The sequence below is a fragment of the Streptococcus oralis genome, assembly GCF_024399415.1.
GTDB classification, from domain to species: domain Bacteria; phylum Bacillota; class Bacilli; order Lactobacillales; family Streptococcaceae; genus Streptococcus; species Streptococcus oralis_CS.
Window position 1 is genome coordinate 956,113 of sequence record NZ_CP029257.1, and the last position, 17,503, is coordinate 973,615.

Annotated in this window: 11 protein-coding genes; all 11 read left to right on the forward strand. The window is 40.2% G+C overall.

The features are described 5' to 3' along the window. The first annotated feature begins 68 nt into the window (after nt 1–68). The 11 genes from DG474_RS04715 (at nt 69) to glgA (ending at nt 17,463) form a co-directional block, all read left to right on the forward strand. Nucleotides 69–1,223, forward strand: a complete 1,155-nt coding sequence (locus tag DG474_RS04715) for a DUF4352 domain-containing protein (RefSeq protein WP_000722099.1) — start codon at nt 69–71, stop codon at nt 1,221–1,223. A gap of 78 nt (nt 1,224–1,301) precedes the next feature. Then, on the forward strand, nt 1,302–3,203 hold the full coding sequence (locus DG474_RS04720) for an ABC-F family ATP-binding cassette domain-containing protein (RefSeq protein ID WP_255778926.1): 1,902 nt from the start codon (nt 1,302–1,304) through the stop codon (nt 3,201–3,203). Between the two features lie 2 nt (nt 3,204–3,205). Further along, on the forward strand, nt 3,206–4,069 hold the full coding sequence (locus DG474_RS04725) for an Rgg family transcriptional regulator (RefSeq protein ID WP_049479328.1): 864 nt from the start codon (nt 3,206–3,208) through the stop codon (nt 4,067–4,069). An 80-nt stretch (nt 4,070–4,149) separates the two neighbouring features. Then, nucleotides 4,150–5,328, forward strand: a complete 1,179-nt coding sequence (locus DG474_RS04730; RefSeq protein ID WP_255778927.1) for an MFS transporter — start codon at nt 4,150–4,152, stop codon at nt 5,326–5,328. 89 nt (nt 5,329–5,417) lie between these two features. Next, entirely contained in the window at nt 5,418–7,376 is a 1,959-nt protein-coding gene (gene ligA, locus DG474_RS04735; RefSeq protein ID WP_049490620.1) for an NAD-dependent DNA ligase LigA, read from the forward strand. A gap of 151 nt (nt 7,377–7,527) precedes the next feature. After that, nucleotides 7,528–9,813, forward strand: coding sequence for a type I pullulanase (pulA, locus tag DG474_RS04740; RefSeq protein ID WP_255778928.1), 2,286 nt, complete (start codon nt 7,528–7,530; stop codon nt 9,811–9,813). Nucleotides 9,814–10,010: 197 nt separating this feature from the next. Continuing rightward, complete coding sequence (locus DG474_RS04745) at nt 10,011–11,435, forward strand: NADP-dependent glyceraldehyde-3-phosphate dehydrogenase (protein WP_255778929.1); 1,425 nt, start codon at nt 10,011–10,013, stop codon at nt 11,433–11,435. Nucleotides 11,436–11,707: 272 nt separating this feature from the next. Further along, complete coding sequence (gene glgB, locus DG474_RS04750) at nt 11,708–13,603, forward strand: 1,4-alpha-glucan branching protein GlgB (protein ID WP_255778930.1); 1,896 nt, start codon at nt 11,708–11,710, stop codon at nt 13,601–13,603. A 158-nt stretch (nt 13,604–13,761) separates the two neighbouring features. Further along, nucleotides 13,762–14,904, forward strand: coding sequence for a glucose-1-phosphate adenylyltransferase (locus DG474_RS04755; protein WP_000787250.1), 1,143 nt, complete (start codon nt 13,762–13,764; stop codon nt 14,902–14,904). Beyond that, nucleotides 14,894–16,033, forward strand: coding sequence for a glucose-1-phosphate adenylyltransferase subunit GlgD (gene glgD, locus DG474_RS04760; RefSeq protein ID WP_095726010.1), 1,140 nt, complete (start codon nt 14,894–14,896; stop codon nt 16,031–16,033). The genes DG474_RS04755 and glgD overlap by 11 nt, the downstream gene beginning before the upstream one ends. After that, nucleotides 16,030–17,463 (forward strand): glycogen synthase GlgA, encoded by a 1,434-nt coding sequence (gene glgA, locus DG474_RS04765; RefSeq protein WP_255778931.1) that lies wholly within the window; start codon nt 16,030–16,032, stop codon nt 17,461–17,463. The genes glgD and glgA overlap by 4 nt, the downstream gene beginning before the upstream one ends. The last annotated feature ends 40 nt before the right edge of the window (nt 17,464–17,503 follow it).

The following is a 17,503-nucleotide window of genomic DNA, read 5'->3' on the forward strand; positions in this document are numbered from 1 at the left end:
CTGGTTTCTGTTTTGAATTTTATTCTACGTATGGTAAAATATAGTAAATCATTAAAGGAGAATCCATTATGAAAAAAATTCTTAAGCATTCTGCCTTGCTTTTATCAGCTTTAGCACTGGTTGCCTGTGGAGCTCAAAAAAAAGCAAGCGACAATGGTACAGCTTCAAACTCTAATTTTGAGGTTTCTGTAAAAGACGGTATGTATGTATTGCCTAAAGATGAGGATTCATCATCAACATACCTTGCACTTCAAGTCGAAATCAAGAACAATCGTGATAAACAGTTTAGTTTTACTAGCCAAGATATCACGCTATACAATGAAAAGGATGAAAAATTACAACCAATTCAAGTTTATGAAAGCGACAGTAAAACTAAATTTATGTCATATGGTGACAGTCTTTCTAAAGGAAAGAGCGTTGCTGGTTATGTAGTGTATGAAGTCGATAAGAATGCTAAGTATGAACTTCACTTTGCACCTAGCTTTTACGATGACATCAAAGAAAATTCTAAAAAGAATAACGATGTAGCAATCAAGGTGGATCCAAGTCAGTATGAAGACAATATTGATGAAGCGAAAGATGTAATGAAAAAATATGTCGATGCTGTTTACCTTAATGGGGAAAGCTCTGGTGGTGGAACGAACCTAAGTGCTACTGACAAAAAGTCGCAAGTTGTAGCACTTGCTGATGATAAAAAATCTTCTGATAATAGTGCTGAATTCACAAACGATGCGAAAGCTGATAAAGAAGAGTTTATCAAGAAATTTACAGAGTCATTCGGAAAAGGTTTCTATAACTACAAACCATCTGATTCAGAACTTAGAACATTCGCAGATGCCTACATCAAAGCAAATGCTAAGAGAGCAAAAGTTGATTACAAGGTGAAGACATACTTGCCTGATTATGCTGTTGTTTATGTTAGACCAGAAACAATCGACTTGGATAACTTGAATGTTTATGAATTGAGCCGTAAATTCTACGAAGAAAACAAAGGTAAATATAGCAACTACTCTGAAGCTATGAAAGCTGGTGAAAAATACATTTTAGAAAATGCACCGAGTCAATTTGATTCAACTCCTCTAGACACTAGTGATAACATGAAGAAAGAGGGTTATGAAATTAAAATGACCAAGAAAGATGGAAAATGGACCATCGATACCTCTTCTAAAAACTATGAATTGAAAGATATGGCTCGCACATTCCGTGGAGGCATTGGATACTAAGATGAAAGGTTCGAGTTTATGACTCGAACTTTTTTCATTGCAATTGTGCAAAAGAGAAAAAGATAGTAAAATAGATGTATGATTATTTTACAAGCTAATAAAATTGAACGTTCTTTTGCAGGAGAGGTTCTTTTTGATAATATCAACCTGCAAGTTGATGAACGAGACCGGATTGCCCTCGTTGGGAAAAATGGGGCAGGTAAGTCCACTCTTTTGAAGATTTTGGTTGGGGAAGAGGAGCCGACCAGTGGAGAAATCAATAAGAAAAAAGATGTTTCTCTGTCTTACCTAGCCCAAGATAGCCGTTTTGAGTCTGAAAATACCATTTATGATGAAATGCTTCACGTCTTTGATGACTTGCGTCGGACTGAGAAGCAACTTCGTCAGATGGAACTGGAGATGGGTGAAAAGTCTGGTGAAGATCTGGATAAACTGATGGCGGATTATGATCGTTTATCAGAGAACTTCCGTCAGGCTGGTGGCTTTACCTACGAAGCTGATATCCGTGCTATCTTAAATGGATTCAAGTTTGACGAGTCTATGTGGCAGACGAAAATTGCCGAGCTTTCAGGTGGTCAAAATACTCGTCTAGCACTGGCTAAAATGCTCCTTGAAAAGCCCAATCTCTTGGTCTTGGACGAACCTACCAACCACTTGGATATTGAAACCATAGCCTGGCTAGAGAATTACTTGGTGAACTATAGCGGTGCCCTCATTATTGTCAGCCACGACCGTTACTTCTTGGATAAAGTTGCGACGATTACGCTAGATTTGACCAAGCATTCTTTGGATCGCTATGTGGGAAATTATTCTTGTTTTGTTGAGTTAAAGGAGCAAAAGCTAGTTACTGAGGCAAAAAACTATGAAAAGCAGCAGAAGGAAATCGCTGCTCTGGAAGACTTTGTCAATCGCAATCTAGTCCGAGCTTCAACGACAAAACGTGCTCAATCTCGCCGCAAGCAACTGGAAAAAATGGAGCGTTTGGACAAGCCTGAAGCTGGCAAGAAATCAGCCAATATGACCTTCCAGTCTGAAAAAACGTCGGGAAATGTCGTTTTGACTGTTGAAAATGCGGCTATTGGCTATGATGGGGAAATATTGTCTGAGCCAATCAATCTGGACCTTCGTAAAATGAATGCTGTTGCCATCGTTGGACCAAACGGCATCGGGAAATCAACCTTTATCAAGTCTATTGTGGACCAGATCCCTTTTATCAAGGGAGAGAAGCGTTTTGGTGCCAATGTTGAGGTTGGTTACTATGACCAGACTCAAAGCAAGCTAACACCAAGCAATAGTGTCCTAGATGAACTTTGGAATGATTTTAAACTAACACCAGAGGTTGAAATCCGTAATCGACTTGGAGCCTTCCTTTTCTCAGGAGATGATGTTAAGAAATCAGTTGGCATGCTGTCAGGTGGCGAAAAAGCTCGTTTGTTACTTGCCAAACTTTCTATGGAAAACAACAACTTTTTAATTCTTGACGAGCCGACCAACCACTTGGATATTGATAGCAAGGAAGTGCTAGAAAATGCCTTGATTGACTTTGATGGGACCCTTCTTTTCGTCAGTCACGACCGTTACTTTATCAATCGTGTAGCCACTCATGTTTTGGAATTGTCCGAAAATGGTTCAACCCTCTACCTTGGAGATTATGACTACTATGTTGAAAAGAAAGCAGAAGTAGAAGCGATTCAGACAGCGGAAGCTTCAACTAGCAATCAAGAAAAAGAAGAAAGTCCAGTTAATGATTATCAGGCTCAGAAAGAAAGTCAGAAAGAAGCCCGCAAACTCATGCGACAAATCGAAAGTTTAGAATCTGAAATCGAAGAACTAGAAAGTAAAAGCCAAGCCATCTCTGAACAAATGTTGGAAACCAATGACGCTGAAAAACTCATGGAGATGCAGGCTGAACTGGAAAAAATCAGCCATCGTCAGGAAGAAGCCATGCTTGAGTGGGAAGAATTATCAGAGCAGGTGTAAAGATGGAACATCTTGGAAAAGTATTTCGTGAATTTCGAACCAGTGGGAACTACTCTTTAAAGGAAGCAGCGGGCGATTCTTGCTCGACCTCTCAGTTATCTCGCTTTGAGCTTGGTGAGTCTGATTTAGCAGTTTCCCGTTTCTTTGAGATTTTGGATAATATTCATGTGACTATTGAAAATTTCATGGACAAGGCTAGGGATTTTCAAAATCATGAACATGTTGCCTTGATGGCACAGATTATTCCGCTTTACTACTCAAATGATATTGCAGGTTTTCAAAAGCTTCAAAGAGAACAACTTGAAAAGGCTAAGAGTTCGACCAATCCCCTCTATTTTAAGCTGAATTGGATTCTGCTACAAGGACTGATTTGTCAAAGAGATGCTTATTACACGATGAGGCAGAGTGATTTGGAAAAGGTAGCAGATTATCTTTTTCAAACAGAAGAATGGACTATGTATGAGTTGATTCTTTTCGGAAATCTCTATACTTTCTACAATGTGGACTATGTGGCTCGAATTGGCAGAGAAGTGATGGAGAGGGAAGACTACTACAAGGAAATTGGTCGGCATCGAAAACTTGTTTTGATTTTAGCTCTTAACTGTTACCAGCATTGTTTGGAAAATCGATCCTTTGCGGATGCGGACTATTTTGAGGGCTATGTGGAGAAGTTAATTGGAAATGGTATCAAGCTTTATGAGCGCAATATCTTCCATTATCTCAAAGGTTTCGCCCTCTACCAGAGAGACTTGAAAGAAGAGGGTTGTAGTCAGATGCGGGAGGCCATGCATATTTTTGCTGTGCTTGGACTTCCAGAGCAAGTGGCTTACTATCAGGAACATTATGAAAAATTTGTAAATCCTTAAATTTCCCAAATAAGGGAAAAATAAAGAGACTCCTTTCAGTTTTGATACAATAGTTTCAAAATTTGAGAGGGGTTTTTTATATGAATCGACATGCAATCCAGTTGATTAGTCGTGGTGCTATTAATAAAATAGGAAATATGCTCTATGATTATGGAAACAGTGTTTGGTTGGCATCAATGGGAACGATAGGGCAGACTGTTCTTGGGATTTATCAAATTTCTGAACTCGTCACATCGATTCTGGTCAATCCCTTTGGCGGAGTGATTTCAGACCGATTTTCGCGTCGCAAAATTTTGATGACGACAGACTTGATTTGTGGCGTTCTTTGCTTAGCTATTTCTTTCATCAGAGATGATAGCTTGATGATTGCTGCCTTGATTTTTGCCAATATTGTTCAGGCGGTTGCCTTTGCATTTTCTCGTACATCTAACAAAGCCATTATAACTGAGGTTGTAGAGAAAGACGAGATTGTGACCTATAACTCTCGCTTGGAGTTAGTTTTACAGGTTGTAGGAGTCAGTTCTCCGGTGCTTTCTTTTCTCGTTTTACAATTTGCCAGTCTCCATATGACGCTCGTTTTAGATGCCATTAGTTTTTTTATCGCATTTACCTTAGTAGCTTTTCTCCCAAAAAAAGAGACTCAGGAACAAGAGAAAAAGACTTTCAGCTGGAAAAATATTTTTGCTGATATGAAAGAAGGGATTCGCTATATTTGGCGCCAGCAAGAGATCTTTTTCCTTTTGGTAGTAGCTTCCAGTGTTAATTTCTTTTTTGCAGCTTTTGAATTTCTCCTCCCTTTTTCAAATCGACTATACGGGGTAGAAGGAGCTTATGCAACTATTTTAACTATGGGCGCTATTGGTTCGATTATTGGAGCTCTTCTAGCTAGTAAAATAAAGGCAAGTGTTTATAATCTTTTGATTCTATTGGCTTTAACTGGAGTTGGAGTTTTTATGATGGGATTACCACTGCCAACTTTTCTCTCCTTTTCTGGAAATTTAGTTTGTGAACTGTTTATGACGATTTTTAATATTCACTTTTTTACTCAGGTTCAAACCAAGGTTGAGGGGGAATACTTGGGAAGAGTACTAAGCACCATTTTTACCTTAGCCATCCTATTTATGCCGATTGCAAAAGGCTTTATGACGGTGCTACCAAGTGTCCATCTTTCTTCTTTTCTGATAATTGGAAGCGGTGTTATCATCCTGTCTTGTTTATCCCTCGTTTATGTGCGAAGTTATTTTAAAAAAGAGTTATAATTTCTCTTTTTTAGAAAATATTTCATTACGAATCATTTTTCAGTCCTTCTCTATTGTGAGGAGGGCTTGCTTTGTGGTAAAATGGGATTATGAATGAAAGAATGAATGAGTTAGTTGCCTTACTCAACCGCTATGCGACCGAGTACTATACGAGTGACAATCCCTCGGTTTCAGATAGCGAGTATGATCGTCTCTACCGAGAGTTGGTTGAGTTGGAAGCCGCCTATCCAGATCAAGTTTTAGCGGATAGTCCAACTCATCGTGTTGGTGGTAAGGTTTTAGATGGTTTTGAAAAATACAGTCATCAGTATCCTCTATACAGTTTGCAGGATGCTTTTTCACGTGAAGAGTTAGAAGCTTTTGATGCGCGTGTGCGAAAGGAATTACCCCAACCGACCTATATTTGTGAGCTGAAAATCGATGGTTTGTCTATCTCGCTTACGTATGAAAAGGGGATTTTGGTTGTTGGTGCCACACGTGGGGATGGTTCTGTTGGTGAAAATATCACCGAAAACCTCAAGCGTGTCAAGGACATTCCTTTGACCTTGCCCGAAGAACTAGATATCACCGTTCGTGGAGAGTGTTACATGCCACGCGCTTCCTTTGATCAGGTCAACCAAGCCCGCCAAGAAAATGGGGAGCCTGAATTTGCTAATCCTCGTAACGCAGCTGCAGGCACCTTGCGTCAGTTGGATACAGCAGTAGTGGCCAAGCGTAATCTTGCTACTTTCCTCTATCAAGAAGCCAGCCCTTCAACTCGTGATAGTCAAGAAAAGGTCTTGGAGCATCTTGAACAGCTTGGTTTTGTAGTTAATCCTAAACGAATATTGGCTCAAAGTATAGATGAGGTATGGGATTTTATCCAAGAAGTAGGACAAGAACGGGAGAAACTGCCTTACGATATCGATGGGGTGGTCATCAAGGTTAACGACCTAGCAGGTCAAGAAGAACTCGGTTTTACCGTTAAAGCACCTAAGTGGGCAGTAGCTTATAAATTTCCTGCTGAGGAAAAAGAAGCTCAACTCCTTTCAGTTGACTGGACAGTAGGTCGTACGGGTGTTGTGACCCCGACTGCCAATCTAACACCTGTTCAGCTTGCTGGCACAACTGTTAGCCGTGCAACTCTTCACAACGTAGATTATATTGCTGAAAAGGATATCCGCAAAGATGATACGGTTATCGTTTATAAGGCTGGAGATATCATCCCTGCTGTTCTGCGTGTGGTAGAGTCTAAACGTGTTTCTGAAGAAAAACTAGATATTCCGACTAACTGTCCGAGCTGTGACAGTCAGTTGCTTCATTTTGAAGATGAAGTGGCTCTTCGTTGTATCAATCCACGCTGTCCTGCCCAAATCATGGAAGGTTTGATTCACTTTGCCTCTCGAGATGCTATGAATATTACGGGTCTTGGTCCATCTATCGTCGAAAAGCTTTTTGCTGCTAATCTGGTTAAGGATGTGGCAGATATTTACCGTTTGAAAGAAAACGATTTCCTTCTTTTAGAAGGCGTCAAGGAAAAGTCTGCTTCTAAACTATATCAGGCCATTCAAGCATCCAAGGAAAACTCTGCTGAAAAACTCTTGTTTGGTCTGGGAATTCGCCATGTCGGAAGTAAGGCTAGCCAACTCTTGCTCCAACATTTCCACTCTATTGAAAATCTAGCCCAAGCAGATCCTGAGGAAGTAGCAAGTATCGAGAGCTTGGGTAGTGTGATTGCCCAAAGCCTTCAGACTTATTTTGCTACAGAAGGATCGAAGATTCTTTTAGACGAGTTGAAAGAAGCTGGAGTTAATCTGGACTACAAAGGGCAGACAGTAGTAGCAGATGCAGCCTTGTCAGGTTTGACAGTTGTATTAACAGGAAAATTGGAACGTCTCACACGTTCTGAAGCCAAAAATAAACTCGAAATCCTTGGTGCTAAAGTTACAGGCAGTGTATCTAAGAAAACGAATCTTGTCGTAGCAGGAGCAGATGCAGGAAGCAAGCTCCAAAAAGCACAAGAACTTGGTATCGAAGTTCGAGATGAAGCTTGGCTAGAAAGTTTGTAAAGAATAGTTGAAAACTAGATGTTAGATAGTCTGAAACTATCTCTCCTGATGTGTTTTTATATCTATTAATGCTATTCTCTATTGTGCTGAAATTCCCGCTAAATTCTTCAGCACTACATAAAAAAATTGAAATTAGGAATTAGGAAAAGAAATGTATAGATACCCAGTAGTCATCCATTTTCACCGAAAAAATGGGGATTATGATGCTTGTTCATTCAGTAGAAAACAGGCAGATGTTAAAGAAAATTTGTATTATGAAAATGACTATTTTGGAGCAAAATTCTCCTTTACAGTTACAAGTGCAGAAAGGCTCGATACTCTGACCTTTTCTGTCGAAATAGATGGAAAGACAAAAGATTATCTCCTACGGTTTAACTATTATCCACTGTTGACTGAGGTTTGGATTTTGGATGGTGATGAGACGGTTTATTATTCTGAAAATCCAGCCATTGCAAGTTCTTGCTATAAAGATCGAAACCCGTTTGCTTTTGATAAAGCCTTTCACAGTGAAAGTTTTGATCACCATTGGGGATACCAAGGAGAGTTGGGGTATAGTATCTCTGACTACCAGACAAGCTTTAAACTCTGGGCTCCAACCGCTACAGCAGTCCAAGTGGTCGTTTATGAAAATACAAGTAACGACGCGCCGATTTGGAAAACCTTTAATCTTGAGCGTGGGAATAGCTATTCATACAGTCATAAGTACAATACCATTGGTGTTTGGAGTGTAGATTTAGACGAAAATCTTGCAGGTAAAGCTTATCAGTATCAGATTGAGTTTCCACACCATCAGACTTTGACACGAGATCCTTACACTATTGCTACAAGCCCTGACGGGAAACGTTCCGTCATTCTCTCTCAGCAAGATAGACAGGTAGAAGGATTTAAAGTCAAACATGGGACAGATGCTCCTTGGCGTTTGGAAAACCCATGTAAAGCCGTTATCTGTGAGATGCACATTCGTGATTTTACAAAATCGCCGACATCTGGAGTTCCAGAAAACCTTCGAGGAACCTTCCTTGGGGCTACCCATACTGGAACGGTTAACCAGTATGGTCAAGCAACAGCCTTTGACTATATCAAAGAACTCGGCTGTAATTATGTTCAGCTCCAACCAATCTTTGATCGTCATAAGGAATACGACGAGGAAGGAAATGTAACCTATAACTGGGGTTATGACCCTCAAAACTACAATGCGCCAGAACCAAGTTTCTCTAGCAATCTAGATGATCCTGGACAGGTTATTCGAGACCTTAAGACCATGATTCAGGCATATCATGATGCGGGAATCGGTGTCATTATGGATGTCGTTTACAACCATACCTTCTCAACGGTCGATGCACCTTTCCAAACAACTGTTCCCGATTATTACTATCGTATGAATCCAGATGGAACCTTCCAAAACGGAACAGGTGTTGGAAATGAAACCGCAAGCGAACACGAAATGTACCGCAAGTATATGATTGACTCACTCCTTTATTGGGTGAAAGAATACAATATTGACGGTTTCCGTTTTGACTTGATGGGAATTCATGATGTCAAAACCATGCAGGCGATTCGTTGGGCACTTGATGAAGTTGATCCACGTATTATCACTTACGGAGAAGGTTGGGATATGGGGACTGGTCTTGCACCTTATGACAAGGCCAAGAAGGACAATGCCTACCAGATGCCAAATATTGGATTCTTCAACGATGATCAGCGTGATGCCATCAAAGGAGGAGAAGTTTATGGCTCAATCAAGGCAGGATTTGTTAGCGGTGCAGCTACAGAACCAATTGTAGCCAAAGCTATTCTTGGTAGCCGAGAGTTGGGCTCATATCTTAGTCCAAACCAAGTTCTTAACTATGTGGAGGCCCATGATAATTACAATTTGCATGATTTGTTAGTAACCCTTCATCCAGATCACAGCTCAGATAAGATTATGCGTCAGGTTGAGACTGCAACAGCGATGAGCATTCTCATGCAAGGGATGTCCTTTATAGAGCTGGGGCAAGAATTTGGTCGTACCAAACTCCTTGCTACTGGAGAAAATGGAGAGCTGACTGCGGCAGATAGAGAACGGGCCATGAATAGTTACAATGCTCCAGATAGTGTCAACCAGGTCAACTGGGATTTAATCAATGAGAGACAAGAGAGCATTGACTTTATTCGCCAGATTATTCGCCTAAAAACACAAACGCGTGCTTTCTCTTATCCTACATACGAAGAAGTTTATCGTCATGTCTTCGTCCATACAGCTGCTGAAAATAGTGGGTGGATTGTTTACGAAATTCACGGTGGATCAGAGCACTTATTGGTGGTATTCAATGCTAAAGGAACTTCCTTCTACTTTGAAAATGCAGGAAATCTAGAAATGCTTGTGACAAATAGTCATTCTAAAGAGTCTAATGTGATTGATGATATCAGCGTTGCAGTCTTGAAGGTACTTTCATAGTAAATGCTACAAAAAGGTTTAGTTAAAACTAGACCTTTTTTGATTTTTATTGAAAAACCAATATCTAATAGGAATAAATTTCAAATAATTTGAAGAATCAAGTTTGTGAAAAAAATATCAATATTTTCCAAAAAAGGGTTGTAATTTTCTGAAAATTTGATAAAATAAGTTTTAATCATTTTCAGGAGGAAGAGAATTTGACAAATTATCAGAATTTAGTGAATGGAAAATGGAAATCATCAGAGAATGAAATTGCCATCTATTCTCCCATCAATCAAGAAAAGTTGGGGACAGTACCCGCTATGAGTCAGGCTGAAGTAGATGAGGCTATGAAAGCTGCGCGTGCAGCTCTCCCAGCATGGCGTGATTTAGCACCCGTTGAGCGAGCAGCCTATTTACATAAGACAGCAGACATTTTGGAACGTGATAAAGAAAAAATTGGTACGATTCTTGCCAAAGAGGTTGCAAAAGGGATTAAAGCAGCCATTGGAGAAGTAGTACGTACAGCAGAATTGATTCGTTTTGCTGCCGAGGAAGGTCTCCGTATCACTGGACAAGCAATGGAAGGTGGCGGTTTTGAAGCTGCAAGTAAAAATAAACTAGCCGTTGTTCGTCGTGAGCCAGTTGGAGTGGTCTTAGCTATTGCACCGTTTAACTACCCAGTCAACCTTTCTGGATCTAAGATTGCTCCGGCATTGATTGCCGGAAATGTCGTTATGTTTAAACCACCAACACAAGGATCTATTTCTGGTCTCTTGTTGGCTAAAGCATTTGACGAAGCCGGAATCCCAGCAGGTGTCTTTAACACCATCACTGGACGTGGTTCTGAAATCGGAGACTACATCATCGAACACAAGGAAGTAAATTTCATTAACTTTACAGGTTCAACACCGATTGGGGAGCGTATTGGTCGTTTAGCTGGTATGCGCCCGATTATGCTGGAACTTGGTGGGAAAGATGCAGCAATTGTCTTAGAAGATGCAGATTTAGAAAATGCAGCTAAGCAAATCGTAGGTGGTGCCTTTAGCTACTCTGGTCAGCGTTGTACCGCTATCAAACGTGTTTTGGTTGTGGAAAGCGTCGCAGACAGATTGGCTGAATTGCTCCAAGCTGAAGTTGCCAAGCTAACTGTTGGTGATCCATTTGACAATGCAGATATCACGCCAGTTATTGATAATGCTTCAGCTGATTTCATCTGGGGATTGATTGAAGATGCTCAGGAAAAAGGAGCCAAAGCGCTCAGCCCAATCAAACGTGAGAACAATCTCATTTGGCCAGGACTTTTTGATTATGTCACAAGAGATATGAAATTAGCCTGGGAAGAACCATTTGGACCTGTTCTCCCAATTATTCGAGTTGCAGATGCCAATGAAGCACTTGAAATTGCTAATGAATCAGAATTCGGTCTTCAATCTTCAGTCTTTACAAATGACTTTAAGAAGGCATTTGAAATTGCTGAGAAACTTGAAGTTGGTACCGTTCATATTAACAATAAAACACAACGTGGACCAGATAATTTCCCATTCCTTGGTGTAAAAGGTTCTGGTGCGGGAGTGCAAGGAATTAAATATAGTATCGAAGCGATGACAAATGTCAAATCCATTGTTTTTGATGTGAGATAATTTATAAAATCAGGAAAATAACTTCCTGATTTTATTTTTTTCAAAATAATACAGTAAAAAATTGATAAAAAACGAATATTCTGGTATTATAATAAAAAAATATATGGAAATTGTTTTGTGTTCTATTTTCTGGATATCTTTTTTAAAATGCTAGGTAATTTTTTGAAGGCTTTCATAAAAAAATATGATTTCCTTCGTAAATTACTTGAAAGTTATCTTAAAAGAGTGTATAATAGAATCATAGAAAACGCTTACAAAAGAAAGGGGATTGAATGAATAATCAAGAAGCATTAAGAACCTTTACTACAGGTGAGAACTTTCACCTCCAGCATTATTTAGGAGCGCATAGAGAGGAGAAAAACGGAGAAATAGGCTATACCTTTAGGGTTTGGGCCCCAAATGCACAAGCAGTTCATCTAGTTGGTGATTTTACCGATTGGGTTGAGAATCAGATTCCTATGGTTCGTAATGAAGCAGGTGTTTGGGAAGTCTTTACGAGTCAAGCCCAGGAAGGTCAGATTTATAAATATCATATCACGCGTGCAAATGGTCACCAGATTATGAAGATCGATCCTTTGGCAGTTTATTTTGAAGCTAGACCGGGTACAGGAGCTGTTTTGACCAATATCCGTGAAAAGAAATGGAAAGATGGCCTTTGGCTAGCACGTCGCAAACGTCTGGGATTTTTCGAGAGACCAGTTAATATATATGAAGCCCATGCAGGATCTTGGAAGAGAAATCCAGATGGTAGTCCCTATACTTTTTCGCAACTGAAAGACGAGTTGATTCCATACTTAGTTGAGATGAACTATACACATATTGAGTTCATGCCTTTAATGGCTCACCCACTTGGATTGAGCTGGGGCTATCAACTTATGGGTTACTTTGCTTTTGAACATTCCTATGGTACACCTGAGGAATTCCAAGATTTCGTTGAAGAGTGTCATATAAATAACATTGGTGTTATCGTAGACTGGGTTCCAGGTCATTTCACCATTAATGATGATGCCTTGGCATATTATGACGGTACACCAACTTTTGAATACCAAGATCACAACAAGGCTCATAACTACGGTTGGGGTGCACTGAATTTTGACCTCGGGAAAAATGAGGTCCAGTCTTTCTTGATTTCAAGTATTAAATTTTGGATTGATTTTTACCACTTAGATGGTATTCGGGTCGATGCAGTGAGCAATATGCTGTATCTAGATTATGATAATGCTCCTTGGACTCCAAACAAAGACGGTGGAAACCTTAACTACGAGGGTTATTATTTCCTTCAACGGTTGAACACAGTGATTAAGTTAGCTCATCCAGATATCATGATGATTGCAGAAGAAAGCTCATCAGCGACAAAGATTACTGGTATGAAAGAAATGGGCGGCCTTGGATTTGACTATAAATGGAATATGGGCTGGATGAATGACATTCTCCGTTTCTACGAGGAAGATCCTATTTATCGCAAGTATGACTTTAATCTTGTGACCTTCAGCTTTATGTATGTTTTCAATGAAAACTATCTCTTACCTTTCTCGCATGATGAAGTGGTTCATGGCAAGAAGAGTATGATGCATAAGATGTGGGGAGATCGCTACAATCAGTTCGCTGGTCTGCGCAACCTCTACACCTATCAAATTTGTCATCCAGGTAAGAAACTCTTGTTCATGGGTAGTGAGTACGGGCAATTCCTAGAGTGGAAGTCTGAGGAGCAGTTGGAATGGTCTAATCTAGAAGATCCGATGAATGCCAAGATGAAGCATTTTACTTCTCAACTCAATCAATTCTATAAAGACCATCGCTGTCTTTGGGAAATTGATACTAGTTATGATGGTATCGAGATTATCGATGCTGATAATAGAGATCAGAGTGTCCTTTCCTTTATTCGTAAGGGCAAGAAAGACGAAATGTTAGTCTGTGTCTTTAACATGGCACCAGTTGAACGTAAGGACTTTACGATTGGTTTACCTGTTGCAGGTATTTACGAAGAAGTTTGGAATACAGAATTAGAAGAATGGGGAGGTGTGTGGAAAGAGCACAATCAAACAGTTCAGACTCAAGAAAGCTTATGGAAAGATTATGAGCAGACCTTGACCTTCACCTTGCCTGCCATGGGAGCAAGCATCTGGAAAATCAAGCGTCGTTTGAAACCAGCTAAGAAAAAAGAATAATGAGCTGTTGATGATATTTTTTAGATTTTAAAAACGGATGTACTTGTATTGGACTTGAAACACAAGAGAAATGGATTTCCTATTATTTTTATAAAAAAGTTTGACTTCCGACCTTCTTTCGATTTTAACGTTCACATGTCTTTATAAAGGAGTAGAAAATGAAGAATGAAATGCTAGCTTTGATCCTTGCGGGTGGGCAAGGAACACGTCTCGGAAAACTCACTCAAAGCATTGCCAAACCGGCAGTGCAATTCGGTGGGCGCTACCGTATCATTGACTTTGCTCTTTCCAACTGTGCAAACTCTGGAATCCATAATGTTGGCGTGATTACTCAGTACCAACCTCTTGCTTTGAATAACCATATCGGAAACGGCTCTAGCTGGGGATTGGATGGTATCAATTCAGGTGTCTCTATTTTACAACCTTATTCAGCCAGCGAAGGAAACCGTTGGTTTGAAGGGACTAGTCACGCTATCTACCAAAACATTGACTACATCGACAGTGTTAATCCTGAGTATGTTTTGATTCTTTCTGGTGACCACATCTACAAGATGGACTACGATGATATGCTTCAGTCCCACAAGGATAACAATGCCAGTTTGACAGTAGCTGTCCTAGACGTACCTCTCAAAGAAGCTAGCCGTTTCGGTATCATGAATACAGATGCCAATAACCGTATCGTTGAATTCGAAGAAAAACCTGCGCAACCTAAGTCTACAAAGGCTTCTATGGGAATCTATATTTTCGACTGGAAACGACTTCGCAATATGCTTGTTGCTGCTGAAAAGAGCAATGTGGATATGTCAGACTTTGGGAAGAACGTTATCCCTAACTATCTCGAGTCTGGTGAAAGTGTCTATGCTTATGAATTTAATGGCTACTGGAAAGACGTTGGTACGATTGAGTCACTTTGGGAAGCTAATATGGAGTACATTTCACCAGAAAACGCCTTGGATAGCCGCAATCGTCAGTGGAAAATTTACTCTAGAAACTTGATTTCACCACCAAACTACTTTGGTGCGCATGCACACGTTGAAGATTCATTGGTCGTGGATGGCTGTTTTGTAGATGGAACTGTAAAACGTTCGATTCTTTCAACAGAAGCACAAGTACGTGAAGGTGCTGAGGTCGTTGATTCTGTCATCATGAGCGGAGCTATTATTGGCCATGGCGCAAAGATTACTCGTGCTATTATTGGTGAGGGTGCCATTATTGCTGATGGCGTAGAGATTGATGGAACGGATGAAGTACAAGTAGTAGGATACAATGAAGTAGTGGGGGTAGCAACAGATGAAGATTGATAAATATTCAGCCATTTTAGGAAACACAGTTGGTTTTCATGATATGTCAACGTTAACAGAACACCGTCCGGTAGCTAGCTTGCCTTTCGGTGGGAAATACCGTTTGATTGACTTCCCCCTTTCCAGTCTTGCAAATGCAGGTGTTCGTAGTATCTTTGGTATTTTCCAACAAGATAATATCAGCTCAGTTTTCGACCATATCCGTTCAGGTCGTGAGTGGGGCTTGTCAACCCTTCTAAGTCACTACTATCTAGGAATTTACAACACTCGTGTTGAAAGCAGTACAGTTGGAAAAGAGTATTACCAACAGCTTCTTACCTACTTGAGACGTTCAGGTTCAAACCAAACCGTTTCGATTAACTGCGATGTTCTGGTGAATATTGATTTGAATCAAGTCTTCCACCTACACAATACAACAAAAGGTCCGATTACAGTTGTATATAAGAAACTTCCTAAGAAAGACATTTCTGATGTGAATGCTATCTTGGAAATCGATGAAACTGACCATGTTCGTTCGCACAAACTCTTTGATAACAAATCCACGGATGAACTCTTCAACATGTCTACAGATATCTTTGTTGTGGACACTCCTTGGTTGATTGAACGACTTGAAGAAGAGGCTCAGAAAGAATATCCTGAAAAGTTGCGCTATGTCCTTCGCGATTTGGCTGTAAAAGAAGGGGCTTTTGCTTACGAATACACAGGATACTTAGCAAACATTCATTCTGTTCAGTCCTATTATCAAGCAAATATTGATATGCTTGAATCTAAAAAATTCTACTCTCTTTTCTCACCAAATCAAAAGATTTATACCAAAGTTAAGAATGAAGAACCAACTTACTATGCGAATACTTCAAAAGTAAGTACTTCTCAGTTTGCTTCTGGTAGTATCATTGAGGGTGAAGTAGTTCAGTCAGTCCTATCTCGTAACATTTATGTTCACAAAGATAGTGTTGTGAAGAACAGCGTTCTGTTCCCTCGTGTTGTGATTGGTCAAGGTGCACAAGTTGAATATGCTATCTTGGACAAGGGAGTTGAGGTTGCGGACGGTGTTGTCATTCGAGGCACAGCAGAACATCCAGTTGTAGTGAAGAAGGGTGAAACAGTAACAGAGGACATTTATTCATGAAAATTTTATTTGTAGCGGCAGAAGGAGCACCCTTTTCAAAAACAGGTGGTTTGGGCGATGTCATTGGCGCACTTCCCAAATCACTTGTAAAAGCGGGGCACGAAGTTGCAGTTTTCTTGCCTTATTATGATATGGTAGAAGCTAAGTTCGGTGACCAGATCGAGGATGTTCTCCACTTTGAAGTTAGTGTGGGATGGCGTAGACAGTACTGTGGCATTAAGAAAACGGTCTTGAATGGGGTTACTTTCTACTTCATTGATAATCAGTATTATTTCTTCCGTGGTCATGTGTACGGTGATTTTGACGATGGCGAACGCTTTGCCTTTTTCCAACTGGCTGCTCTTGAAGCCATGGAACGCATTGGCTTTATCCCTGACCTTCTCCATGTTCATGATTACCACACAGCCATGATTCCCTTCTTGTTAAAAGAAAAGTATCATTGGATTCAGGCATATCAAGGAATCAGAACAGTTTTAACCATTCATAATTTGGAATTTCAAGGTCAATTTTCTGAAGGGATGTTATGGGATTTGTTCGGTGTTGGCTTTGAACGCTATGCTGATGGCACCCTTCGCTGGAATGATTGTCTTAACTGGATGAAAGCGGGTATTCTCTACGCGGATCGTGTCTCAACCGTTTCCCCTAGTTATGCGCATGAGATTATGACCAGTCAGTTTGGTTGCGGTTTGGACCAGATTCTTCGGATGGAGTCAGGTAAGGTTTCAGGTATAGTTAATGGTATTGACGCAGATCTCTATAATCCAGAGACAGATGCTCTTTTAGACTATCATTTTGATAAAGAAGATTTGTCTGGAAAAGCACAAAACAAAGCAAAATTGCAAGAGAGAGTTGGTCTACCTGTGCGAGCAGATGTTCCTCTAGTTGGGATTGTCTCTCGTTTGACACGCCAAAAAGGTTTTGATGTCGTTGTAGAAAGCTTGCATCGTTTCTTACAAGAGGACGTTCAAATCGTTCTTTTAGGAACAGGTGACCCGGCTTTTGAACATTCCTTTTCTTGGTTTGCACAAGTCTATCCAGACAAGCTATCAGCAAATATCACTTTTGACGTCAAACTTGCTCAAGAAATCTACGCAGCTTGTGATCTCTTCCTCATGCCAAGTCGTTTTGAACCATGTGGTTTGTCTCAAATGATGGCGATGCGCTATGGAACTCTACCATTGGTTCATGAAGTGGGTGGCTTGCGTGATACGGTTCAATCCTTCAATCCGATCGAAGGGACTGGTACTGGATTTAGCTTTGATAATTTAACACCATACTGGCTTAACTGGAGTTTCCAAACAGCCTTGGATGTTTATAAGTACCAGCCAGACGTTTGGAGAAATCTACAAAAACAAGCTATGGAATGCGATTTCTCATGGGATACAGCCTGCAAATCTTACCTGGACTTGTACCATAGTTTAGTCAACTAATAGATAAAATCGTATGATTCTTTCATACGATTTTTGGGCT

Coding starts and splice junctions, on each gene's coding strand:
- DG474_RS04755 (WP_000787250.1), top strand. CDS start 13,762: ATGAAGAATGAAATGCTAGCTTTGATCCTTGCGGGTGGGCAAGGAACA.
- DG474_RS04725 (WP_049479328.1), top strand. CDS start 3,206: ATGGAACATCTTGGAAAAGTATTTCGTGAATTTCGAACCAGTGGGAAC.
- glgB (WP_255778930.1), top strand. CDS start 11,708: ATGAATAATCAAGAAGCATTAAGAACCTTTACTACAGGTGAGAACTTT.
- glgA (WP_255778931.1), top strand. CDS start 16,030: ATGAAAATTTTATTTGTAGCGGCAGAAGGAGCACCCTTTTCAAAAACA.
- glgD (WP_095726010.1), top strand. CDS start 14,894: ATGAAGATTGATAAATATTCAGCCATTTTAGGAAACACAGTTGGTTTT.
- DG474_RS04720 (WP_255778926.1), top strand. CDS start 1,302: ATGATTATTTTACAAGCTAATAAAATTGAACGTTCTTTTGCAGGAGAG.
- DG474_RS04715 (WP_000722099.1), top strand. CDS start 69: ATGAAAAAAATTCTTAAGCATTCTGCCTTGCTTTTATCAGCTTTAGCA.
- ligA (WP_049490620.1), top strand. CDS start 5,418: ATGAATGAAAGAATGAATGAGTTAGTTGCCTTACTCAACCGCTATGCG.
- DG474_RS04730 (WP_255778927.1), top strand. CDS start 4,150: ATGAATCGACATGCAATCCAGTTGATTAGTCGTGGTGCTATTAATAAA.
- pulA (WP_255778928.1), top strand. CDS start 7,528: ATGTATAGATACCCAGTAGTCATCCATTTTCACCGAAAAAATGGGGAT.